The organism is Flavobacterium segetis, assembly GCF_900129575.1.
Classification (GTDB): domain Bacteria; phylum Bacteroidota; class Bacteroidia; order Flavobacteriales; family Flavobacteriaceae; genus Flavobacterium; species Flavobacterium segetis.
In genome coordinates, this window is sequence record NZ_FQWE01000012.1 from 37,595 (window position 1) to 63,606 (window position 26,012).

Annotated in this window: 14 protein-coding genes; 3 read left to right on the top strand and 11 right to left on the bottom strand. The window is 33.7% G+C overall.

Annotated features, from left to right (window positions below; genetic code table 11):
• Positions 1-3 precede the first annotated feature (3 nt).
• The 3 genes from BUA99_RS14090 to BUA99_RS14100 all read left to right on the top strand — a co-directional run bounded on the left by BUA99_RS14090 (position 4) and on the right by BUA99_RS14100 (position 3,974).
• Complete coding sequence (locus tag BUA99_RS14090; protein WP_072993762.1) at positions 4-2,313, top strand: penicillin-binding protein 1A; 2,310 nt, start codon at positions 4-6, stop codon at positions 2,311-2,313.
• Positions 2,314-2,559: 246 nt separating this feature from the next.
• Positions 2,560-3,258 (top strand): CoA transferase subunit A, encoded by a 699-nt coding sequence (locus tag BUA99_RS14095; RefSeq protein WP_072993764.1) that lies wholly within the window; start codon positions 2,560-2,562, stop codon positions 3,256-3,258.
• Between the two features lie 59 nt (positions 3,259-3,317).
• A complete protein-coding gene (locus BUA99_RS14100; RefSeq protein ID WP_072993767.1) occupies positions 3,318-3,974 on the top strand; it encodes a CoA transferase subunit B in 657 nt (218 codons plus the stop codon).
• Positions 3,975-4,216: 242 nt separating this feature from the next.
• Here the strand turns inward: BUA99_RS14100 and BUA99_RS14105 are convergent, their stop codons facing one another.
• From BUA99_RS14105 to metG, 11 genes are all read right to left on the bottom strand, one after another.
• Positions 4,217-5,092 (bottom strand): PorP/SprF family type IX secretion system membrane protein, encoded by an 876-nt coding sequence (locus BUA99_RS14105; RefSeq protein WP_072993770.1) that lies wholly within the window; start codon positions 5,090-5,092, stop codon positions 4,217-4,219.
• A gap of 61 nt (positions 5,093-5,153) precedes the next feature.
• Positions 5,154-7,313 carry a cadherin domain-containing protein gene (locus BUA99_RS14110; protein ID WP_072993771.1) on the bottom strand — a complete coding sequence of 720 codons (2,160 nt, stop codon included), beginning with the start codon at positions 7,311-7,313 and terminating at the stop codon, positions 5,154-5,156.
• 73 nt (positions 7,314-7,386) lie between these two features.
• Positions 7,387-16,149, bottom strand: a complete 8,763-nt coding sequence (locus tag BUA99_RS14115) for a T9SS type A sorting domain-containing protein (protein ID WP_072993775.1) — start codon at positions 16,147-16,149, stop codon at positions 7,387-7,389.
• Between the two features lie 9 nt (positions 16,150-16,158).
• Positions 16,159-17,013, bottom strand: a complete 855-nt coding sequence (locus tag BUA99_RS14120; protein WP_072993778.1) for a tail fiber protein — start codon at positions 17,011-17,013, stop codon at positions 16,159-16,161.
• Between the two features lie 318 nt (positions 17,014-17,331).
• Positions 17,332-18,231: a histone deacetylase family protein gene (locus BUA99_RS14125; protein ID WP_072993781.1), complete on the bottom strand. Its 900-nt coding sequence runs from the start codon at positions 18,229-18,231 to the stop codon at positions 17,332-17,334.
• Positions 18,232-18,234: 3 nt separating this feature from the next.
• Positions 18,235-19,629: a hypothetical protein gene (locus BUA99_RS14130; RefSeq protein ID WP_072993784.1), complete on the bottom strand. Its 1,395-nt coding sequence runs from the start codon at positions 19,627-19,629 to the stop codon at positions 18,235-18,237.
• 93 nt (positions 19,630-19,722) lie between these two features.
• Positions 19,723-20,346 (bottom strand): chloramphenicol acetyltransferase, encoded by a 624-nt coding sequence (locus tag BUA99_RS14135; protein WP_072993786.1) that lies wholly within the window; start codon positions 20,344-20,346, stop codon positions 19,723-19,725.
• A 168-nt stretch (positions 20,347-20,514) separates the two neighbouring features.
• On the bottom strand, positions 20,515-21,771 hold the full coding sequence (locus tag BUA99_RS14140; protein ID WP_072993789.1) for an OmpA family protein: 1,257 nt from the start codon (positions 21,769-21,771) through the stop codon (positions 20,515-20,517).
• Positions 21,772-22,047: 276 nt separating this feature from the next.
• The gene (locus BUA99_RS14145) at positions 22,048-22,740 is read right to left on the bottom strand and encodes an HAD family hydrolase (RefSeq protein WP_072993792.1); all 693 of its coding nucleotides are present in this window, start codon (positions 22,738-22,740) and stop codon (positions 22,048-22,050) included.
• A gap of 32 nt (positions 22,741-22,772) precedes the next feature.
• Positions 22,773-23,660: a DMT family transporter gene (locus BUA99_RS14150; RefSeq protein WP_072993794.1), complete on the bottom strand. Its 888-nt coding sequence runs from the start codon at positions 23,658-23,660 to the stop codon at positions 22,773-22,775.
• A 125-nt stretch (positions 23,661-23,785) separates the two neighbouring features.
• Positions 23,786-25,843 (bottom strand): methionine--tRNA ligase, encoded by a 2,058-nt coding sequence (gene metG, locus BUA99_RS14155; protein ID WP_072993797.1) that lies wholly within the window; start codon positions 25,841-25,843, stop codon positions 23,786-23,788.
• Between the last annotated feature and the right edge of the window lie 169 nt (positions 25,844-26,012).

Here is a 26,012-nt window from a genome sequence, read left to right on the forward strand (position 1 = left end):
ATTATGGCTATCAAAAAAAACAACAACCAAGCAAAAGGTGCTGAAAAAAATATTGCATATTATCAAAAGAAATTTTGGAAAATATTCTTTATTGGACTTGGAAGTATTGCTTTATTCTTCTTATTTGCTTCCTGGGGTATTTTTGGATCGATGCCTTCATTTGAAGATCTAGAGAATCCCGATTCTAATTTAGCTACCGAAGTTATATCGGCAGACGGTGTAGTAATTGGTAAATATTTCCAAAAAAATAGGTCGCAATTAAAATATTCTGATTTACCTAAAAACTTAGTTCAAGCACTAGTAGCCACCGAAGACGCTCGTTTCTATGAACATTCAGGTATTGATGGACGAGGAACTTTAAGAGCTATTTCTAGTTTAGGCACGAGTGGTGGCGCAAGTACTTTGACACAGCAACTAGCCAAACAATTATTCCATGGTGAAGGTTCTAAATTTTTACCTTTTAGAATTGTGCAAAAAATAAAAGAATGGATTATTGCTATCCGATTAGAAAGACAATACACTAAAAACGAAATTATTGCAATGTATTGCAATGTTTATGATTTTGGAAACAATTCAGTTGGTGTTAGCTCGGCAGCAAAAACATATTTTTCGAAAGAACCAAAGGATTTAACTATTGAGGAATCTGCAATCTTAGTAGGGATGTTTAAAAATTCTGGTTTATATAATCCTATTAGAAATCCGCAGGGTGTAAAAAATCGTCGAAATGTAGTGCTTTCGCAAATGGAAAAAGGTGATATCATTACCGAAGATCAAAAATTAAAATTACAAGATCTACCAATAAAGCTAAACTTCAAGTTAGAAACTCATAAAGACGGAACAGCGACTTATTTTAGAGAATATCTTCGTGATTATATGAAAAAATGGGCAGAAACTAATAAAAAGTCTGATGGTTCTGATTATGATATTTACAAAGATGGTTTAAAAATATATACCACTATTGATTCCCGCATGCAATTACACGCCGAAAAAGCTGTTGAAGCTCACATGGCAAATCTTCAAGAGGAATTTTTTAAACAAGCCAAAGGCAATAAGAACGCCCCATTTGTAAATATTTCTACAGTAGAAACTCAAAGAATTTTAAATCAAGCCATGAAATCTTCTAGTAGATGGGCTGTTATGAAATCAATGGACAAAAGTGACGAAGAGATTATAAAATCATTTAGTGAAAAGACAAAAATGACTGTATTCTCATGGAAAGGGGAAAAAGATACTATTATGACGCCACTAGATTCTATACGTTATTACAAGCATTTTTTACAATCTGGATTGATGGCAATGGAACCGCAAACAGGAAATGTAAAAGCATGGGTTGGCGGTATCAATTATAAGTATTTTCAATACGATCACGTAGGGCAAGGTGCTAGACAAGTAGGATCTACTTTCAAACCATTTGTTTATGCAACAGCTATTGAACAATTGAATATGTCACCTTGCGATTCACTTATTGATGGGCCATTTATGATTCGTAAAGGACGTCATAATGTTACTGAAGATTGGGAGCCTCGAAATTCTGATAATAAATACCGCGGAATGGTAACTTTAAAAAGAGGTTTAGCAAACTCTATAAATACAATCTCAGCAAAGCTTATGGACAAAGTAGGACCTGAAGCTGTTGTAGACTTAGCCCACAAATTAGGAATTAAATCCGAAATTCCATTACAGCCATCAATCGCGTTAGGAGCTGTCGAAATTACGGTTGAGGATATGGTTGCAGCTTACAGTACATTTGCTAATCAAGGAGTTTATATGAAACCTCAATTTATATCAAAAATTGAGGATAAAAGTGGTGTAATCATCTACGAACCAATTCCAGAATCGCATGATGTGCTAAATAAAGATATAGCTTACGCGGTAATAAAGCTACTAGAAGGAGTTACTGAAGGTGGCTCAGGAGATCGTTTAAGAACCACCGGCGGAGGTAATGGTGATAATCGCTGGACAGGTTATCCTTATCAATTTAAGAATCCAATTGCTGGTAAAACAGGAACAACTCAAAATCAATCTGACGGTTGGTTTATGGGGATGGTACCTAATCTTGTTACTGGAGTTTGGGTAGGATGTGAGGATAGATCTGCACGATTTAAAAGTATAACTTACGGTCAAGGAGCAACAGCTGCATTACCTGTGTGGGGATACTTTATGAAACTTTGTTATGAAGATCCTGAATTGAAAGTTTCTAAAGCACCATTTGAAAGACCTACAAATCTATCGATAAAGGTAGATTGTTATGTCGCCAAGAAAGTCGTAGATTCCCTAGATGTTGAGCAAGATACGGGAGAATTCGAATTATAAAATTCCTTTCTTTGGAAGCTTAATCCCGCTATTTATTACAATCTTTTTATGTTTAAACCTTTTAGGATTTAACTACAAAAAGGATTTTCATTGCAAACAAAGTTCACTGAACTCCAATAGAAATATAAAGTTGGTGAAGTAACCAGGGCTAGGGTGTTAGTTTGCTTAACGCAAAAAATGAAATACAGTATTATCAGAAACAATATTATTTTATTAATTTATAATTAGATTATTACAACTCATTTTATGATTAACAAAAAAGTAAATAACGTTCAAGAAGCACTTCAAGGTATTGAAAATGGAATGACGATTATGTTAGGCGGCTTCGGATTATGTGGTATTCCAGAGAACAGTATTGCTGAACTCGTTCAAAAAGAAACAAGAGATCTAACCTGTATTTCTAATAATGCTGGTGTAGATGAATTTGGTCTTGGTTTACTTTTAAAAAAGCACCAAATCAAAAAAATGATTTCTTCATACGTAGGTGAGAATGCCGAGTTTGAACGTCAAATGCTTTCGGGTGAACTTGATGTAGAGCTAACGCCACAGGGAACACTAGCCGAAAAATGTCGCGCTGCACAAGCCGGAATTCCCGCTTTTTTCACCCCTGCTGGCTTTGGGACAGAAGTGGCTGAAGGTAAAGAAACGCGAGAATTTAACGGAAAAATGCATGTAATGGAATTAGCATACAAAGCTGATTTTGCTATTGTGAAAGCCTGGAAAGGCGACGAAGCAGGAAATCTAATTTTTAAAGGAACAGCAAGAAACTTTAATGCTTGCATGGCGGGTGCAGCAAAAATTACGATTGCCGAAGTGGAGCATTTGTTACCTGTAGGTTCACTCGATCCTAATGAAATTCACATTCCGGGGATTATGGTTCAACGCATTTTTAAAGGTGACAACTTTGAAAAAAGAATTGAACAAAGAACAGTAAGAAAAAAGTAATAAGACTTTAGTATTCAACGCGCTGCGGTAAAATTAAGCATTTAATTAAAATATACATTATGTTAACAAAAGAAGACATAGCAAAAAGAATAGCAAAAGAAGTCAAAGACCGCTATTATGTAAATTTAGGAATTGGTATTCCAACATTAGTGGCAAATTTTGTCCCTGATGGAATTGATGTCGAGTTTCAAAGTGAAAATGGTGTCTTAGGGATGGGGCCTTTTCCTTTTGAAGGAGAGGAAGACGCTGATATTATCAATGCTGGAAAACAAACAATTACAACTTTGCCAGGAGCTAGTTTTTTTGATTCTGCTTTTAGTTTTGGAATGATCCGTAGTAAAAAAGTAGATTTAACTATTCTTGGTGCAATGGAAGTTGCTGAAAACGGTGATATTGCCAATTGGAAAATACCAGGTAAAATGGTAAAGGGAATGGGTGGTGCTATGGATTTAGTTGCGTCTGCTGAAAATATTATTGTTGCCATGATGCATGTGAATAGAGCGGGTGAATCAAAAATACTCAAGAGATGTACTTTACCATTAACTGGCGTAGGCTGTGTTAAAAAGGTAGTAACTGAACTTGCAGTTTTAGAGGTTACTACAAAAGGATTTAAGCTGCTAGAGCGTGCTCCGGGCGTTACAGTTGAACAAATTATCGCTGCTACAGAAGCGGAACTAATTATTGAAGGTGAAATTCCAGAGATGGTGATTGCTTGAGGTTAAAATAAATATTCTTGATAAGTGATGTTAAGACAATGGGAATTTTATGCAACTGTTTTCTTATAACTGCCTATTGGTAAATCAAAGCTCACTGCAAAAAGATTATAATGAGTTGAAATGAACAACTAATTTATCAAACTACAATTGATTATTACTAAAAAAACCACAGCTGCACAAATATAAATCTGCGTAGTTGTGGTTAGTGTTTGAAGAGGACTTCGGTTCTAAATTCTTAGTATTTACAAGTTGAAAAATAATCCAAATTGATGGGTGTTCCCAAAAATAGAGCTAATATTGTTATCAACATTATATCCGAAATTGTAACCTATTCCAAGACCTTTCACATTTATTCCAAATCCCATCACAACTTGACCAATATCTACATAGCCTACTTGCAACCAGCCCTTTTTTTGATAGTCTAAATTTAGGCTATTTGTTAGTTCATATTTACCGTTTTGAGTTTGCACAAATAAAACAGAGGGGATCAAATCAAGGTCTTTATTTAATTTAAATTTATATTCGGTGTATGCCGTAAATTCATTATTGTATGGTTTGTCTTGTCCTAAAGATGGGAGAGATACTGATAATTGAAAATCTTTTAATTGATATACAAAGCCGATCTCTAAGCCTAATTTATTTTGATGGTAATTCTCTAGTGATAAGTATGGATCATCCAAATCGACATAATCATTTGGAGAAAATCCATTTTTTAAATCTACATTTTGCTGGTTATAGCTCAACCCAAAACCAACGGATAAAGTTTGCTCTTCAGAAAAATCTACTTTATAAGCAAATGCTTGTTTAATTTGTATTTGTGAAAAACTACCCGTTGCTATCTTAGTAAAAATTGTAGCTGTTGATAATTTATTGGCCAATGGTAGATCGAGAGTAGCTTGTTGCCAGTTCAACGTATTTGCATCTTCTATTTTGTTTGGATTAACTCCAATAACCAGTGACATCCGTGTTTTATTGAGCTCGCCAGCATAAGCAACATTGATACCTAACTTATTTTTTTGTATTAAGCGATTGTTTAATTGATATTGTGCGTTACTCGAAGACATAATTAGTAATACAAGAACGAAGCTATACACTAATTTTTTTGCTATATATTTCATTTAATTTTAATGTTTGATAATTTATAAAGTGCAGCATACCATTGTGTGACGTTGCTCCAATCTAATTAAAGACAAGTCTAACTAACTCTTTATAAATGTGTTCTTTATTGTTTTGATCTTTTCCTTCAAAATATAAATAATAATCTCCTTCAGCTAAGCCACTACCTACCCAATCATTTTTATAATTACTAGTTGTAAAAACTATTTGACCTTTTGAATTATAAATAATCAAAATATAATTACTAAAGGAGGTTATGTTATTGATTAGTAATCGATCATTATGACCATCTCCATTGGGTGAAACTAAATTGTTAAACATTAACTTGTCGTCTAATTTAAATTCAACAGTAATATTTATTTGGATCGTGTCCGAAAGGTTAGGAGAACCATTATCCGTTACTTTGACGTTAAAACTATAAGTCCTTTTGTTATCGGCGTCAATTATACCATCAAAGCTTATGACACCGTCTTTATTTATTGAAAATGGGACATTTTGATTTGAAATTATTTCAAAACTAAGGACGCTGTTTGCGTCAACATCAGTAGCTTCTACTTTTCCAACGATAACCGCGTTATTAGATAATTGCGACAAAACAAAATCTAAAGTATTAGATGTCAAATTTTTAGTTATTACTGGATTTTCATTTACATTGACTGCAAAAACAGTTATCTTCTCTTTTACTTCACCGCCTCTTTGATCGTTACTAATAATTTCAAATTGATAAATTTGTTGCGTTTCAAAATCTAAACTTTTCTTTAAAACTAATTGATCGCCTACTATATCAAAGTTTAAATAATCAGAACCAGCATCAAAAAAACTATATCTACTAGTATCCTTGTCCTGATCTTTTGTTGTTAATGTTCCTATGACTGAACCAGCAGGTAAATTTTCATTAATTTTAGCATTACTTAATGTGATTAAAATGGGTATGTCATTAATGTCATTGATAGCAATATTAAAAGTAGCAAATAGGATCTCGCCTAATGTATTTTCAGCTTTAACACGAATTTTATAAATGTTTTTTGTTTCAAAGTCAAAAATTTCTTTTGTCTTTAAGCTATTTCCTAAAATTTCGAAAAATAAATTGTCATCGCCATCTGTTCCATTTACTAATGTTAAAGTAAAAAGATTCCTATCTTCTTTTAACACAGTAAAATCGCCTACTGCAGTTCCAACAGGCTTATTTTCATCAATAGTCAACTTTGATAAAGTAAAAACTGTTGGTAATTTATCGTCGATTACAGTGATTTCAAAACTTTTTTCTACAACTTCTTTACGATTACTGATCGCTTGAACGCGAATTTTGTAACTGCTTTTCATTTCAAAATCGAAGACGCTTTTTACTCTTAACTTATTTCCTATGATATCAAATGCAGCATTATCAAAACCACCATCACCACTCACTAAAGTAAGGTTAGTAACAGCTCTGTCTTCAATAAGTACATTAAAATCTCCAACAATTGTTCCAGCAGGCTGATTTTCGTCAATTGTTAATTTTGATAAAGTAAAAACAGTTGGTAAGGTTACGGGATAAGCGGGAAACTGTATGGCCACAATCCATTCTTTTACAACACTTTGGTCTTCTGAAAAGACTTTGAACGTAACAGGATTAGTAAAGTCTAAATTATTTGAACCTGACACCTGTTGTGTTTGTCCAATATAAACACTAGCTCCAATGCTATTAGTAAAGGTTGCGTTCAAAGAAGTTACAATTTGACCTGGATTAAGGTAAACCGTTATTTTATTACCATTGATACTTAAATCATTACGCGTAACACCTACAAAGCCCACTTCTAATAGATCTGCACCTTTTTGCAGTGTCTTGTTTGAAAAAATATAAGGCAGAGACAGGTTACCAAGATTTGCATTAGATGTAAAACTTGCGTTAGCAACAACATTTCTAACTACATTATCAGTCGAATCATAAATTTTAAAACTAATTGTTTCGTTATTCAAATTAGAAAATACCGTTAAATAAGCATAGTACTTGTTTTCAGTAGAAACATATATTAAACTTGAAACTCCTCGACACTCCCCGTTTACAAAGGCAGCAACCTTGTCATTCACATTGCCTAATCTAACACCATCAATATTTAAAGATCCAACAAAAGTCATTGTGTATTGAAAATTATTTTCATTCACAGTCCAAGGAGGAGTTTGACTAAATGTGTTAAAACTTATCAGAAACAGTAGAAGAGTACTGTATATATAATTTTTCATATTTTAAATTATAAATTGATTTAAATCTCCAAAACACCCGTAGAGGTGTCGTGGAGTCTAAATTGATTTAATTCTAATTTTTTATTACTTTTTGCGTGATGGTTTCTTCATTGATCGTAATTTGAAGTAAATAAACTCCGGACCCTACATTTGGCTGAATTTTTAATATATTTTCACCTCTAATCACGTTTTGATTTACCTCTAATACTAATTTACCTGATATTGAAAATAGTCGGATGTTAATGCTTTGATCTTTATTAGCATTCGCATTTATAGTTATTTCATTATCAAATGGACTTGGATAGATACTAACAGGATTTATCATGTCTTCTAGTATTAATGGTTTTGCTATAGTTCCTAGAACATCGTTTCCTTTAAAAATAAACTTTTTTGATGTTTTTTTGTTGCTAATTTCATCGCCAATGTAGAATACCAAATCTTCTTCCGTATCTCCATAAACTGTAATAAAACTTAATTTACCATCATTTACAGTTTGATTAACTGTTGATCCTTTTAAAACGCCTTTACTATCATACGCAAACAATTTATTATATCCTGCTGGTAATAAAACCACGGCATTCATATTATCTGGGTACTGCTTAAACTCATCTTTAATGGTTTCCTGACTTGCGTTAATTTCATTTTTAATCTTGCTCGTTTTTGCTAATTTCCGGGTGTTTGCTAAATAACTTGGATATTTAAAAGTTTGTGCTTTACTAGATTTAATCATATATCCTTTGCCTGATTCTAAATAATTGAGTGTTCCGTTCCAGCCAATGAGAGGATCGTAAATAGCAAACAGATTTTGTGATTTGACCACATCACCATCAGTGGCTTCAAAATAGGCTAATGCTTCATTAGTTTGCTGGTTGCCACTTAAAGTATATGGAAGCCAATTCCAATTCTCTTGAATTGGAAAACTCCAATTAGCAACATCTACAGCAGTGCCTTTAATAGTTAAAGGTTGTTCATGTGTCATGAATACTTTGATCATCTTAGAATTATTCAAGCCACCGTAGGTAGAGATAGTTCCTGACCAACCACTATTGGCCGGTAAAGCCTCATTTTTAAAGTAGTTTTCTAAACGTGCTGGTGAATTAGTCAACATGCGATCAGAGGTTTCTAATTTTAGGTCTTTAGTCAAAGCGTTAAGGTTTGAAAAACTAGGATCGTTTACGTTCATTGATATCCAAGTCCATCCTGCATTAAAAGCTATATTTTGCACGACTACAGTAGAATTTTCGAAAATGACAGGTAAACTTAGTTTTCCTAAAATTGCGTTTTCTTGAAAAATAATAGATGACTGTTCGTTCATTACTGCCACTTGAGTTATACCTCGAGAAGCATCCCAAATTTTAAAGTCGATAGGTTCAATACTCGTAGAATTGCTATAAATCGTCAAGAAAGCATAATACTGCTTGTAAGATGAATTATAGATTAACTTAGCTACCCCGCGGGCTTGTCCATTTGAAAATGCAGCTATTCTATCATAATTATCTTCAGAAAAATTCCCATCTACTTTAATTCTACCTACAATATTCATACTGTATTTGTAATTAGCAGGATTTACGGTCCAGTTTGGCTCAGCTGCTAAAACTCGCAATTTGATTTGCATTTTTTCATCGTAACCAAAATCAGTCTTTAAAAAAATACTTTCGAGATATTCAGCTGGAGTCAATTCTTTGTCAATAGTAGCAATAATTATTACTCTACTGTCTGGCGAAATAGTCCCGCTAGTTTTACTTAAAGTCAACCATTTTGGAAGATTACTAATAATGTAAGGCTGTCCCTTTCCTCCTTTATTCAATAATGTAATTTCAAATGATTTTTCTTCGCCAGTTTTTTTAACAATATCGATTACTTCATTGTATCCTTCTGCAAACCAACTTACTTCGTTGCGTTTTACATAGGCTGTCCATGTAATAGGGGATTGTTGCATGTTATTGGCGCTGTCAAACATTTTATCTACTGTAATATCAATAATTTGACCTTCTAAGGAAGCCCAGTCGGTTACCACTGGTTCTAAAATCATTTGATCCTGATTTACAACATTGTTTACCTGAAACTTAATTAATGTTCTTTCCGGTTTAATTGGCGGTACATCTTCAGAATACTTGAGAACACCTGCATTCAAAATAGCATTATCTGGAAATCCAGATTGTCCTTTTTCCACATGAAAATAGCGAGGACCATTTGCGGTTATAGGATCTGGTTGATTCATTTTTGCATACAGCATTAATCCGATACTTTCTGGGCTAATTTCATTAAATCGGTCGCGGGTTATTTGCTCAACATTACGTAACGTATTCCACAGTCGGAACTCGTCTAATTTACCAGTATAAGTACGATCAACAGCTACGGAACCTGTGATATCAGATGATCCACGTGCTCCTAACCAAATCTTGTTTCCAGAGAAACCGCCAATAGTTGCCATTAAATTTGAAGAAACTGAAACAGCATCGACATACGTTCGTAAAGAACCTAATCTGTTGAATAATAATGTTACATGATGCCAGGAGTTGTCCGCCATATTTTGACTGGCTAATTCATACGAATTGCCTTCAGTTTCAAAAGTTAATTTACCGTTAGATTTCAAATTGATAGCCCACTTATTAGAAAGACCATTGGACTGTATTAAATCGCTACCATCACCTTTTCCGTTTGAGAATAGAGTTGCTTCCTGCGAAATACCTGTTTTCATCCAGAATGAAATTGTAGCATCCATTTCTTTAGTTAACTGCACAGAGCCAACTTTATCTAATGTCAAATACTGATCGTTTGTAAATTCATAGGAAGTTCCTTTCGGCTTAATATCCCATACCTCTTTAACAATGGCATGTTTGAATCTTGCTTTATCATTAGCTATCGTTCCTCTGCCTTCGTCCATAGGCCAATAACCAACTAAATTAGCCTCATTTCCGATCAGTTTTGCATACATTTTGGCATAAGCCTCATCTAGATTGATATCTTTACTCCATAGTCGTAAGTCGTGCATGTTTCCAATAAATGTGTTTCCTCCTATATTTAAGGCATTATTGTTTGAAAATTGCGCATTACTCACACCTATACTAGCACCAATTTCTTTGTCGTCTTGATAAATACGAAGCGTACCACTATTGTTTTTATGGGTAAAAGTATAGTGATGAAACAATCCATCGTTTGCAACACCACCACTCACTGTCAAATTACCAAGTGTAAAATAAATAGATCCGTTTAATAATTTAATTGTTACTCCTTCTTTTTGAGAAAGTATAGTAGCTTCATTTGAAGTGGTACTATTTTTCATCCAAAATTCAAAAGCTAGATCTCCACTAGTAATTCTAGGACTATTAATAACCGCTTGATTTGTAGTTCCGTCAAATCGAAGAGATACATTGTTGTCAATTTCTAATTGATTGGTTTGACCTTTGATTTCAATGGTAGAAACTGCCGAATTATAAAAAATAGGTTCGTTAAAACTTACCTTCAAATCTTCTCCTGCTCCTAAAATACCATCAATAGGTAATGGTGTACCAAAGCGCAATGGCGCATTCAAGTCGACTCTACCAGTTGTGATGTCCGAAATAAATTCAGTATCATTTGTACACGTACTTCTAGCGCGAATTTCATATCTTCCATCCGCTAATTTCAAAGCGGCAATGTCAAATGCATAGTTTAATATCGCATCTGTACCTATGAATTTAATATTAGTTTCACTGGCTAAAACAGCTGCATCATAAAAAACTTGTGTGCCATAATAGGTTTGCAGGCGTGTCCAATTAGAAGCTGTAGCCAATCGATATTCTAAATCAATCTTTTTAAAACTAGCAAATTTAGTATTATATCCATTCAGTTTTACTTGTAACGGTTTAGTTGTTCCATCAGTATTATACGCTACTTCTCTATTATAAACCCAGTTGCTCAAAGGCGCGTTTACAAGAACTAATGAACAAGATGGAACGAATTGTGCAGAAATAGTAACTTCGGAACTTACATCTGCTCCATCACAAAGCGATTCTAATCTAATTTTAATATTTTTATAATCATATACATCCGAAATTGATTTCCCTAAGGTCAACTTGTAGGTAATCGCTTTCCCATAAGGCACATTTACTATTGTCCCATTTGGTTCAATATTGATGATGGCATTATCTGGGTTGCTGGTATTGTCAACAACTAATTTGTAATCAGCATTAATACCTGCAGCACTTTGATTCTCTAATATCAATTCAAACTCAGCATTTCTACCTTCGGTAATATTACTTACATCAGCAGCAGTAACTTTCAAAACGGGTACTTCTAGTTTTTGAGTAGCATAACTTAACCGTGCTTTGTCATCATTTACGCAACATTCAATATTACTTGAAAAGGCTTTTTCAAGATCTGATTTTTGAGTTATGATGTTTTGTTTCTGAGCTCTTAATAATGATCTCAAATACTCATTATAATCTCTTGTAGCTTTAGGAGTATTTTTATTGTCTTTTATTGCGTCAATTTCCTTCTGTTTTGCAATTATACTCTTGTCAAAAGCTAATGATGCAGCAATATAATCCTTAAACTTTTTATCACTAAAAAACACCGACTCTTCGGCTCCTTCATACGGGCAGGATGTTCTACCTCCTTGTGTTATAAATATTGGCCCATTTCCATCAAAAGCATTCACAACGTCTACACTTAAAAAGTTGGCTGTGTCATTATCTTTTAAGGTATAGCCAACTGTTGTAGTTTGGGTTGATTCTTCTGTAAGAGAAGAATTAATGTCCTGTTGAAAGACTCCTTTTGTAGAGGTTAAAATACCAGTAGAATTGACTGCAAACCCAATATCTAAACCAAAACTTTCATCAATCGTTAAATTATATGCTAAAGATGTGGTATTAATGATACTAGTTTCTACACTTTGAGAATATTCACCCACACCAGCGTCAAATGAAATATTTTTTTGAAAATACTGATTTAGTAAATCACTTGTTTTTTTAGATTCTGTCAGTTTATCTCTTAGGTTCTTTTCGGCAGTTGGCCCAGCATTTCCCTCTTCAATTTCATTAGTAATAGAAGTGTTAAACTCGTTAAGTACATTAGTTACCTTAGCTTTATAGTCTATGCGGTTATTTTTCGCTAAATACTTATTTAACTCATTGTCCAAAATCAATTTTTTCCACAATCGAATTCTTTCTAGATATTGCGCTTTGCTTAAAGCACCGTCTTTCCCGGGGATTAAAGTGCCATTGTCTATATTAGTAATAAACAATTCATATTCTGGAATTAGAGTTTCTAGAATGTGCTTTTGTGAGTATACAAAAAATGTTTCAGAAGGTTCGTCTACAAAATAAACTGCTTTTTGTTTACTAACGTATAACGGCACATCTGTAGTTCCTAAATTGACATATTCAAAAGAAGCTAATTCTTGTTGCACTCCATTAACGGTCTTCTTAGGTACGGTCGTAGACGGTTTCACATCATCAAATGAACCATAAAATTGATTTTTAGAGTTCCCTATGTATAAATCCCCCATAGAGCCTACAAAGTCAGGGTCATCACTAGTAGAAATGGTTTTACTAAAAGTATAGGTTTTAGTAAGGCTTTTTCCATCTGACGAAGAATGGTTGACGCCTATACCTACATTAATATTATTAAACCCCTCTGATTCAATTATTGGGCCAACAAGACCACCACCAGCAGCAAATTTAACACCTCCCATAATTTTAAAATCAGTTGTAAACCCTTCAGAATTTGCAAATGAATTTTCGGTAGTAAAAGAAATACTTTCTCCTTTTTCGATAGAAGCAAAACTATTAGATCCCGGTGGATCTCTTAAAATAATTTCAGGGATATCCGGAGCAGCAGTTACAAATGTTTGACTTCCATCAGACTTTCCTCCCAATATAATTCCTGTTGGATTATAACCTTCAACATCATAATCTACCTCGTTAATACGGTATTTTAAACTACTCGTAATTGTAAATGGAGGTGCAATCGATGGCAGTCCTCCTTTAAAAGTGTACGTTAATTTACTTTCATTATTTGAATCTACAACTAATTTTCCAGAATCGATCAAAGCTAAATTATTATTTGCGATCAGTTCCCCATCACTAACGGGTACTTTTATCTCAACAGCGGTACCACTATCTTTGTTAGTATAGCGTTCAAAACGGTTTAATACTATTTGATATTCTTTAAATTGCGAATAAACTGGGTTTGTAAAGTCTCCAGTCTCTACATCTGTGCCGTTAACTGTGATTTTTTTATCTGAAGTTTGCTCTGTTACTTGTAACACAGGAGTCGATCTATAAACAAAACTTTTTTCGTAGTGATACGGTTTTCCTTCTAGCTTTTTCTCGAATGAATTGTCGGTATACGTAAAAGTAGGCTTTGTAGTTGCTTCTACTTTTGCGAAATTAAGTGTTTCTGAAGTACCCGCCTTTATCAATGCAATAGACGTATTTTTAGAAATCGTTACATTTTCTGCTTTCAATTCATATTGCAACGGTAATAGCGAAACACGGTATTCTCCCGAAGTTATATTGGTGTTGAACGAAGTTCTTGTATACGGAGTTACCGTAGAGCCAGCGGGTGCATAGCCTAAAGTAAATGCTGCGACTCCAATATTGTTTCGAGTACTAACATCAATAGTTTTTGTATTGCCGCTAACGTCTTTTACAGCTACTGTTTTAAGTCCATCTTCTCCAAAACCAGCTTTTTTAGCGGCCTCAATAGATCCACCAACCACCTTACCTATTACAGTAACTTTTGTATTATCTACAAAAACAACGGCTTCGTTTGAATCTTCAAAAAATTCTTTAGTGGACCCCGTTCCAGCAGGGAATCGTCCATTGTAAGTAAATTCGTGACCGTCTTTTTTTACTGTTATGTAGTGATTACCAATAGGCACACTTATATCAAAATAGCCTGTGTCGTCTGTGACTACTGGCATGCTGTTTTCGTCCAAAACAATAATTCCGTCAATAAAAACATTGGCACCTTGGGTTTTAATACTAGCATATCGATCCAAATAATCGTCTGTAGTATCAGTAGGTGTTCCATTGTTATTCAACCAGTACTGTCCTTTTGAAAATTTCTCACTTCCTTTTGTATAATAATTGTAGCCCTCGTCTAAAATTCCAGGGCCGTTAATCCATGAGGTTCCTTCATTAGTTGGCAATTTGGTATCAACTTCTACATACGAAGGGAACACACCTCTTGTGTTATAGGCAATTTGCCCTTTAAAACTAAAAGAGGAGTTGTCTATAAAGCTAATTTTATTCACTACCTCAGAACCTTGTCCTAAAAATACTAATTGTTGTCCAGGTTCAAATTTATGTTGTCCGTACAAAGGGGTTATGGTAAAAGATTCACCCGTACCGGAATAGGGTATGGCCGTAATCTCATAGTTTCCTTTTGCATCAGTAACTCCTAGAATACCTAGTTGACTGCTCGTTGGGAAATCTCCCGCAGCATTAGCCCAAGTAACGGCAGTAATGGCGTCGCCTAATTTTCCGTGGTTTTTGTTATAATTAAATCCATCTCTAGATAAATCATATGCAAATTGGCCCACTTTTTCATTGGCTCTTAAATACGCTACTAAACGAGAATCATTACCGCTAATGTAACGGGAATAATCCGTACGGATTTGTTGCGCTTCCAAGACCGCTTTCCACACTCTAATTTCATCGTGATAAGCATCTCTTCCACCGCCCACATAGATGTTTTTCCATTGTGTATCAGCACCAGCAATTTTTAAAGTGTTGGTTGCCGTTGGAATGGTAACATTAAAATAGGGAGCTGTATAAGAGGGATCGGTACCTTGCAATTTTGTGTTAACAAGATCTTTGTATGCACTGGATATAGCTCTTCCATTAATTAATAATGTGGGCACTGCACCCTCTTTCATAATTACGGAAAAGTGCATGAAATTAGTGTTGAAGTTCGAAACCGGAATCATTACATCATCCCCCCTACTATTGATAAGTCCAGAAGGGTAATAATTTTCAAGTACGTAATCAGCGGTTCCAATTTTCACTACTATTTTTTTACTAGTAGCTTGCAATTGTACCGAAGCATCAATTGTTTTGTTGTCCAAACTTTTAAGTTGAAACAACTTGATGGCCGTTCCTGCATCATCTGTATAAGCAGATTTTGGTTTTGCCCATGCTTGGTAAGTAACTGCAGTAGTAATTGCCGAATTAAAATTCTCAATTTTTAAATTTGTAGTTGCTGGTATAAGCAAGGAACCTCCTTGATTGACACTTGTTCCAGCTGAACTAGCCATTACTATGACATCTTTTACAGGATTACCTCCTTTATAACTAATGTTTCCTGTCACAACTGCCGTTGGGTTTCTATACCCAAAACCAGTAATATAAGTGGAGTATAAACTTTCGATTTTACTAACGCCCTCAGCTACAATTTTGTACTGAAACAGCACACCACCTTCGGCATAGCGGTCTTCATATTGTGTTACACTAGGAGAAACACTTCCTACAAATTGATAGGGTTTGTCTTGTGCTACATTGTATTCTCTTTTGTAAATTTTAATACTAGTAATTTTGTCAAAATTACTTCTCAAATCCCAACTAATCAATATTTTATCACCAAAATATCCTTTAGAAACATCAAAAGATTCTTCGGCAAATGTAGGAAACAAGTACAGTACATTCCATGGGAAACGAACGTCTACAGGTTGCACTATTCTAGAAGTAGTATTTACATTTTGTCCTAAATAAGGGAGTCCTACCTGAATGGTAAACCCGTTTTTCTGAATGGCCTGAGAGGCAGGAACCACTTTGGCACCCTCGGTATTTTGCGCTCTCAGTCCCGTGGCGATGAGGCCAAGGAATAAAGCTATAATTATTTTTTTCATAATTATAACTTATAATTTTATAATATAATTCACACCGTAATTCACCGGGCGGGTTTCTGAGCCTCCTGTATTTGCAGTGTAACCTGCAATAGGATGGGTATGTGCTCCTGATCCTTCTGTTGTATTTTCAGTTGAAAAACGACCGATCTCACCAGCATACTGATCAGCGCTCTTTATTCCAGCATCATTTCCATGTCCAGATCGGTATTTATGACTATGGTCACCACCAGTTGTTATTAATCCTCCTTTTTCATGATTGTGACTTTTAATGTCATCGCCCTGAGTAGCCTTTAAACCAGGGCCAGCTTGACTATTAACCGGACTTATACCCGTACCTCTTAAAAACATTCCTTGTAAATTAGGAGCGTTATCAGTCCCAAGAAGTATTTTTAATGCTGCTGCAGAAGCATCTAAAGGTAAGGCAGATCCGTTACACAATATCCATCCTACTGGTGCAGTAGTGCCAATGAATGGCATAATAGATCCTGTTGGCACCCCATTACTGGCAGCAATAGCATAGGGTACTTGTTTTAGCTTTTCATCAGAGATGATTGTGGATCCTTCCGAAATTTTTAAAAAAGCTTGAGTATTGGCAATCACGATATTGTTGTTATCACCAGGCTCTAAAACAATAGAAAAAACACCAAAAGCATCTGTAGTAACCGTTTTTGTGTCTTCATAAATTTGAACATTTGAACCGTAATAAATACGAAACGTCAAACTTAAAGTGGCGCTAACTCTTGCCGTATTATTATTGTCTCTTGCAATTCCTTGAATTGCAATTCCTGCTGCTGATGCAGTGGTTTGAGCGTAATTGATTGTTAGTGTAAGCAACATTAAAAAAGAAAGTAATTTTGTTTTCATAATGAATTGTTTTAAAATATTTTTTTTGGAATTAGTTCGCGTTTATTTCTTTTGCGGAGGCAAAAAATGGAATTAGTTTGCGAAATTAAGATTATAATAAAGAATTTAGACAGCCCATTCGGACAAATCAATAGCCTATTCGGATATTTATTTAACAAAAATAAATGTTAAAACTAATCTTTAAATATATTTTAAAGGAGATTTCTTAATTTTCATAATAATTAAGTTACAAAAAAAATAAAGTTTGTTGATTGCTAAAAATAAAAGGACTAGCATCTAAAAATAGTCATCTAAAAATTAAAGTGGTGTTTTGTTTTTTTAAAAAATATCTTTTGCAGCTCTAAATGTATTGGCATGTGCTTCTATAATCGTTTTTATATCTGGTGAGTAACCGCCACCCATAGACACTTGAACAGGAATTTGATATTTCGCGCAAAGTTCAAAAACTGTCTCGTCCCTTTTTTTACAGCCTTCAATAGAGCATCCTAATTTACCTAACTTATCAGTTGATAAAATGTCGACACCAGCTAAGTAAAAGATAAAATCAGGTTTATGCGTTTCAATTAATTTTGGAATAGCCTTTCGGATTGTTTTTAGAAATTCATCATCATTTGTGCCATCTTCAAAGGCGATATCTAAGTCAGAGACTTCTTTTTTAAAAGGATAGTTCGTTTTTCCGTGTGTTGAAAAAGTAAAAACAGTTGGATTATTTTGAAAAATTTCAGCGGTTCCATTTCCTTGGTGTACATCTAAATCGATAATTAGAATTCGCTTTGCAAGATTGTTATCTAATAAAAACTGAGCGGCAATTGCTTGATCATTTAGTAAACAAAAAGCTTCACCGTGGGTAGAGTATGCATGGTGGGTTCCCCCTGCAATGTTAAAAGAAACTTTTGTTTCAAATGATTTTTGAGCACCAGTTATGGTTCCTTGAGCAATTATCAATTCTCGCTGCACTAATTCCTTTGAAAGAGGAAATCCTATTTTCCTTGCAGCTTTTGGATCTAAAGTTAAGTTTAGTAAATCATCTACATATTCTTTTATATGAATGGCCAAAACATGTTTCAATTCGCAAATTGAAGGTTCAAAAAAATCTAATTGGCTTGCTGTGCCTTCAAGCAATAATTGTTGTGGTAAGAGTTCGTATTTCAACATAGGAAATCGATGTCCTTCGGGAAGAGAATGCTGATATAAAGGATGAAATGCTATTGGAAACATAAATTAATGATCAAAACCGTCAGTAAATTTTCGTAAAACTATTTGTTTGGTTTTAGAATCATAATAGCTCAAGATATAGAAATTGTTAAAGAAAAAGTAATAATCCAGTTTTACATTTTTATTTTCACTTATAAATTGACCTATTTTATCAATGAATAGCGGTTGATTAACAGGTTTAATTTCCTTAAAAGAGGAATCGAAATCAACATCTATTAAATTATTTTGCAAAGCATAATTGCTGCTTAGATTTCCAAAATCTAGACCATAAAAGCTGCCATTAATTGACCCCAATTGATTTAAGAAATCATTTGAATTACCTCGATACTGAATGCCACCAAATGAAGCAATATATACTCCATTGAAATTATAGATTGAAATTCCCAATTCAGAATTTGAAATAGCACTAATGAATTTTTTAGGCGTCTTTATATTATTAGGTGAACTGTTTTCTACGATACTATAAAAAGAACTAGAGAAAGGATTTGGTTTTAAATTATCAATGGTATACGTTTTTATAATCAACTTATCTGTGTAGTTAATAAATTGTATTTCGCATGAATTAGCAGTGGAAGATAGAATAACTAAGTTGTTTTCGAATAGTAAAGAATTAGATTGTTGCACGTTTACTAACTTGCTGCTTTTAAAAATTTTTTCGCTAATGGAAAAAGAATTTAAGTTTATTTCATAAGTAGATGTTTTCGTTGAATCAAGATTTAATATTAAAATTATTTTATCACTTTCTAAATAAAATTTGATCTTTTGACTTCCATCTAGGAGAGAACTAAAACCTTTTTTCTCAATTAAGGTTAGTCCAAATTCTTCAATAAGATTGGTAATATCGCTTTTATTTGAAGGATTATTTTCAAAATTAAACGCTTTAAAATCAAGGTACTTTTTTATAAGGGTGTTTCCGTTTAATTTTATTAATTGTAATTCATTTTCATTTCTTCCTTTAGTGATAAAATAGTAGCTGCCTTTATCAGCAAATTGCGTATAAATAATTTCGCCTTTTAAATTAAGGTTCAAATCCCTAATTAAATTAGTTCTTTTTGCAAAATCAAATTCAACACTAATAACTCGTGTAAGATCTTCTGTAGAAAAATAGGCTACAGGATTATTGTTTTCCAGAAAGCTTCCACCTAATAAATAGCGGTAATTAAAAGGTCTTTTAGTACTTAAGCTATCTCTAAAAAAAACAGAGCTACTGAATTTTGCACCAAAGAGTTTTTCATTATCAGATGCAAAAGTGTAAATTTCATTTGTTTTGGGATTTACTGTAGTGATCAACTGATGAAAATCAGTTTTCTTTTTTAACTCTACGGATACGTCACTTAATCTAATTTGGCAGAAAACAGGAAAAGTTACAAGAATAAAATAGAATAGAAAGCTCTTTTTCATAGAGGTTATTTTAAATCAAATATAAATTAAAAGTAAAGAACCTTACGTTAAATAAAATAAAAATCTTTTACAAATAGAAGTGATAAAACGACATCATATATTTAATAATCTTTGTAACTCCTCAATAAATAAACCCATGTGATAACCATCTACAAGCGCATGATGAGCGACAATTGTCATTGAAATACTTTTTTCTATACCAGTTGACATGAGTTTTCCATAGGATATTTTAGGACAACTATCAGGGAAGCTATAATTTCTTGAATGCGTCAAACCTGTAAAATTAATCCACGGAATGGCAGAGAAATGAATAACATTTAATGGAAATTCACGTGTAAAAAGGCCAGGTGTTTGCTGGATTCGCGCGATCTCGTTCTGAGCCATTTTTTTAAAATCTGTACTATTTTCTGCATACTGCATTAATGAAAATCCAAAGGTATGATCTGCTCTCATAATAGTTGCCGAAGCATGAATTTCATCATAACAATATACTTTTCCATCTTCTATTCTATATTTAAAATTTTCTATGTTGTTTATCGCTAGTATGCTTTTATGTAAGTAGTAAATAAAAAAAGGGATGTCCAGCTCTTTAGCTTTTTTATACGCTTTTGTCATGTCTATTGTACAAGTAATACTAAAAAATGGTTCTTCAAACTGAGAGAAAAATTCAAAATGTTCTTTCCTATTCCAGTTTTCGAGATCTAAAATTGTTTTCAATTTAGTGTGATTTTATTCTTTTTACAAAAGTAACTTTTAACTTTGTAATGATAAAATTCCTTCAGGTCAATTTAAATTTTGTGGATTAGCATCATATTTAAATTATTGAAATAAAAAAAGCCCTAAAGATAAATCCTTAGGGCTTTAATTTGTATAAAAAAAATTAGATTATTTTACCATGAAAGTAACTCTTCTAACTAATTTTCTAGCAGCATCTGAATCTTTGCTTACTGAATTATCTTCTCCTGCAGCAATAACATTCAATCTTGAAGCAGCAATGTTAGCTTTCAATAATGTATTTTTTACGCTAGCAGCTCTTGCATTAGATAGTTTATCATTGTAAGCTGATCTTCCTAATTCGTCAGCATGACCAATAATATCAACTGAAGCTGAAGGATTGTTTCTTAAATAAGTTAAGATAAAATCGATTCCTTCAGTTGAAACGTTAGTTGGAGTAGATTTGTCAAAATCAAAATAAGTACTTACATACCCTTCGTTTATCAAGTTCTTAATTAATGTACTATTGTTTAAGATAGCTGATTTATCAGTGTTGCTACCGTAAGTTTTTAGTAAATAGCTTTCTAATTCGTCAGGAACATTATTGTTGTTTAAATCAATTGATTTTCCTTTACTGTCAACCATTACACCACCAATAGTGTTAGGCTCTTGATCTAGGTAATCAGCAACTCCGTCTTTGTCAGTATCTAACATTGAAGTTTCGATATCTGCAATGCGTTGTCTCAAATTGTCTATTTCACTATAATTGTCGATTACCCAGTCAGCATGTTTTTCGTTGCTACCTAAATAAACCGTTAAACCTACTGTACCATTGAAAAGTACTCCACCAAATCCAGGAGTTCCTGCAACACTTGCACCATCAAAAGTACGATTTTGTTTAGCATTAAGGATTGTTGTGAAATCACCAGTTAAAGCAATTCTATTCGATAATTTAATTTGGCCTGTTAAACCTCCAACAAAGTTACCCATTTTGTCTGTTCCTGTAAAGTTATCAGACTCTCCAAATCCTAAACCAACACCTGCGTGACCTAATAATCCTATTGTGTTAGTCCAAGTTTCAAAACTCATTATTCTTCCTAAGTTAGCAACTGCTTGTAAATTTGCTCTGTAATATTTAGAGTCAAAACCTACTGAGTTTTCTCCTTCTTTAAAGCTATTGTATCCAAAGTCAGCTTTTAAACCAAATTTATTATTGAACATGTATCGTACTCCAAGATCAGCTACATAAGCGCTTGTTACTGCAGTTCTATAACCAGCAGTCATCGGTCTCATGGGTTTGTTTAAACCACCAGCCAATTCAACAGACCATTTGTTATATTCAACTGCTGAACTTGTGGTAGTTGCAGTTTGAGCATTTACAGTCGAGGCGGTAGCTGCTAAAACTAGTGCAATCATCAATTTTTTCATTGTTTTTCTATTTTTAAATTTGATGCAAAACTACAACATTTAAAGGGATAAGAATTTTCAATCAGTTAATTATATAAAAAGAACTATAAATTTTACAAATTATAAGACGTAAAGAAGATAAAATTACATTCAACACATTTTTTTAGGTATTTTATCTCTAATATTGAAATTATTTGTGACTTTTTTTAATTTCATTTAGATAATTAAAACCCTTGTGTTTCACAATTTGACCAAAGAACCTATAAAAATAATATAAAGTACGATAAAAAGTTTTGCTTAAACCTGTAATCGGCCTAATACATCAATAATTTTTTCGTAGGTTCTAAAGTTTTCATGTTCTACTTTGTGATCAATCTTTTCGTGTGCCCAAGTAGTGTGAAAAGGAATATGAACGGCGTGTCCGCCAATAGCTAAAACAGGTAGAACATCTGATTTTAAAGAGTTTCCAATCATAAAAAATTCCTCTGGTTGTATTTCCAAGCGTTTTATTAAATCAGAGTAGTCGATTTCTTGTTTATCAGACATGACCTCAATATGATGGAAATATATACCTAATCCAGAGTTATGTAATTTTCTGCGTTGGTCTAATAAATCACCTTTGGTGGCAACAACTAATTTGAACTTTCCGTGTAATGCTGAGAGTGTTTCCTCAACACCTTCTAGCAAAACAATTGGTTTCTCTAGTAACTCTTTACCGTATTGAATGATTTTTTCAATAATCTCCACGGGAAGCGTGTTGTTAGAAATACTCATTGCAGCTTCAATCATCGATAAGATATAGCCTTTTATTCCGTAGCCGTATAACTTTAGATTTTCAATTTCTATTCTAAAGAGTTCCTTCGAAATCCCTTGATTTGAAAGATAGTCGCTCATTAAGCAACAGAATTTCTCTTCTGTTTCAGCAAAATATGTTTCATTGATGAATAAGGTATCGTCTGCATCAAATGCAATTACTTTTATATTTTTCATAGTGTTAAATGATTTTTAAAGAAGAAGTGTCTTTAGCTTTTACCTAATATATTTTTGATTGAAAGGGTTTTACCGTAAAATGTTGTTCGAATTCCTAGTAGTAAAATTAGTCCGCCAATAATCATTTGTAATGTTATTTGTTCGTCTAAAAACAGCCATGCCAGTATAGTTGCTAAAACGGCTTGACCTAATAAAGACAATGAAACGCGAGTAGTACGCATATTTTGAGTGGCGTAACTTATCAGGAACCAAGCAATTAATTGACATACTATTCCTTGAATGAATAACACAATCCAACCGGCATTTGAAAAACCGGTGAATGGCTCATTAGTAACAAAGCAAATAATTCCTAGGAATAGAGTAGAAGTAATAAGTGTTACTAGCATAAAAGACAGCACATCCATTTCTGATAACACATTTTTACTCACTAGCATGTAAACAGCATAAAGAACTCCAGATAATATTGCTAATAAAAATGCCATATTGAAATCTAAATTTAGAAAAAATTGGAATCCAACAAGGGTAATCATTCCAAATATTGCTATTAATGTTCCAATCCAAAAATTAGTTGCAGGTTTATTTTTTAAAAATAGGAACGAACCCACACCAACCCACACTGGAGATAAATTAGTTAGTAATGTAGCTTGTGTAGCACTTGAGTGCTGGATAGAAATATTCCAAACTGCCACATCTGAAGCAAATAATAGACCGCAAACAATAGCGAGAATCAAAATATTGGTTCGAGGTAACTTAAACTTTCCGGTAATTAAAACATACGGTAAGAGTAATGCTGCTGCGATTGCCATTCGATAAAAAGCCGAAATTAATCCACCAGTAAGGTTGAGTTTAACCAATATTGGGAAAACAGAAATGCAAAGTATTCCTATGGCTAGCGCTAATCTTGGTTTTGCATTTGTCATTTTTGTTATTTTATTAAATACAAATTGCCACTAACTAACTTGTGGCAATTGTAAGTGTAATTATCTGTTTTTTATTGCTAATTCACGAATTTTAAATAAGCAATTATCTAATTTGTGGCTACTTCTTAATTTATCGTCTCGCCATTTACAGCATCAGCATCCGGATTTACAAAAACTAATTTCTCGTCTGCATTTGTAGTCATCAAAATCATTCCTTGACTTTCTACACCGCGAAGATTTCTTGGCGCTAAATTAACTAAAACAGTAACTTTCTTACCAATAATATCCTCAGGTTTAAAACTCTCAGCAATTCCTGATACAATGGTGCGAATATCAATTCCTGTATCTACTTTCAAAATCAATAGCTTGTTTGCTTTTGGCATTTTTGTAGCTTCTAGAATAGTTCCCACACGTAAATCCATTTTAGCAAAATCATCAAATTGGATAGGTTCTTTTTGTGGTTCTACTACTTTGTTTTCCGCTTTGTTAGCTGTTTTTGTAGCTTCCAGTTTGTCTATTTGCTTTTGAATTTCCTCATCTTCGATTTTGGCGAAAAGCAATTCGGCTTCTCCAATTTGATGTCCCGCAACAATCAAATCTGAATTTTCTGAAATCGTATTCCAAGATAACGCTGATTCTATTTTTAAGATTCTAGATAGCTTAGTTGCTGTAAAAGGTAAGAATGGTTCGCATAGTGAACTCAAGGCTGCTGCGATTTGCAATGCCACATACATTTGTGTTTGTACGCGTTCTGGATTGTCTTTGATTACCTTCCAAGGCTCTTCATCGGCTAAATATTTATTTCCAAGACGAGCCACATTCATTAATTCGCCTAATGCTTCTCTAAATCTATATCTTTCTATGGAGCTTGAAATTACCGCTGGATATGCTTTCAGTTCCGTTAAAGTAGCTTCGTCAACTTCCGATAAATCATTTGGTTGAGGTACAATTCCGTTATAATATTTATTAGTTAAAACCACTACACGGTTTATGAAATTTCCGTAAATCGCAACTAATTCATTATTATTTCTCGCTTGAAAATCTTTCCAAGTAAAATCATTATCCTTAGTTTCCGGTGCATTAGATGTTAAAGCATAACGCAAAACATCTTGCTGACCAGGAAATTCTTCTAAATATTCGTGCAACCAAACGGCCCAGTTTTTAGAAGTCGACAATTTATTTCCTTCTAAATTCAAGAACTCATTAGCAGGCACATTATCGGGTAAAATATAACTTCCTTCTGCTTTAAGCATTGCAGGGAAAATGATACAGTGAAAAACAATATTGTCTTTCCCTATAAAGTGAACCAGTTTTGTGTCTTGATCTTTCCAGTAAGGCTCCCAATCTTTTCCTTCACGCAAAGCCCATTCTTTAGTAGAAGAAATATAGCCAATAGGCGCATCAAACCACACATATAATTTTTTTCCTTCGGCACCAGGAACAGGAACATCAATTCCCCAGTCTAAATCGCGAGTTACTGCACGAGGTTCTAATCCGCCATCAATCCAAGATTTTACCTGTCCGTAAACATTAGGTTTCCAGTCATTTTTATGTCCAACAAGAATCCACTCTTTTAAAAAATCTTCATAACGATCCAATGGCAAAAACCAGTGTTTTGTCAATTTCATTATAGGAGTTTCTCCAGTAATGGTCGATTTTGGGTTTATCAGATCCGTAGCATTCAAAGTCGATCCACATTTTTCGCATTGGTCACCGTACGCTTCTTCGTTGCCACATTTTGGACAAGTTCCTATAACAAAACGATCTGCTAGAAACTGATCTGCTTTGGCGTCGTATAATTGTTCGGTAACTTGCTCTATAAAGTCGCCTTTTTTGTATAAAGTTGTAAAAAATTCCGAAGCGGTATCGTGATGAATTTTAGCCGAAGTTCTTGAGTAATTATCAAACGAAATTCCAAAATCAGAAAACGATTTGCGTATAATTCCATCATATTTATCAATTACTTCTTGCGGAGTAATGCCTTCCTTTTTAGCTTTCATTGAAATCGCAACGCCATGTTCATCGCTTCCGCACACAAACAAAACGTCTCTTCCTTGCAAACGCAAGTAGCGTGAATAAATATCCGATGGCACGTAAACTCCCGCTAAATGGCCAATGTGAATTGGTCCGTTTGTATAAGGCAATGCCGCTGTAATGGTATATCTTTTTGGATTCTGTAACATAATTCAGTTTAATTTAGCGCAAAAATAAGCATTAGAATCGAAAGTTTACTAGTTTTTATGAGGAGCTATTTCCTGCTCATATCTTTGCTTTGAATAGAAATATATGAAATACTTAACTTTGAAATATTAATCAATAACAAAACAAAGTTGCATAATCGTGGTCGTGCTA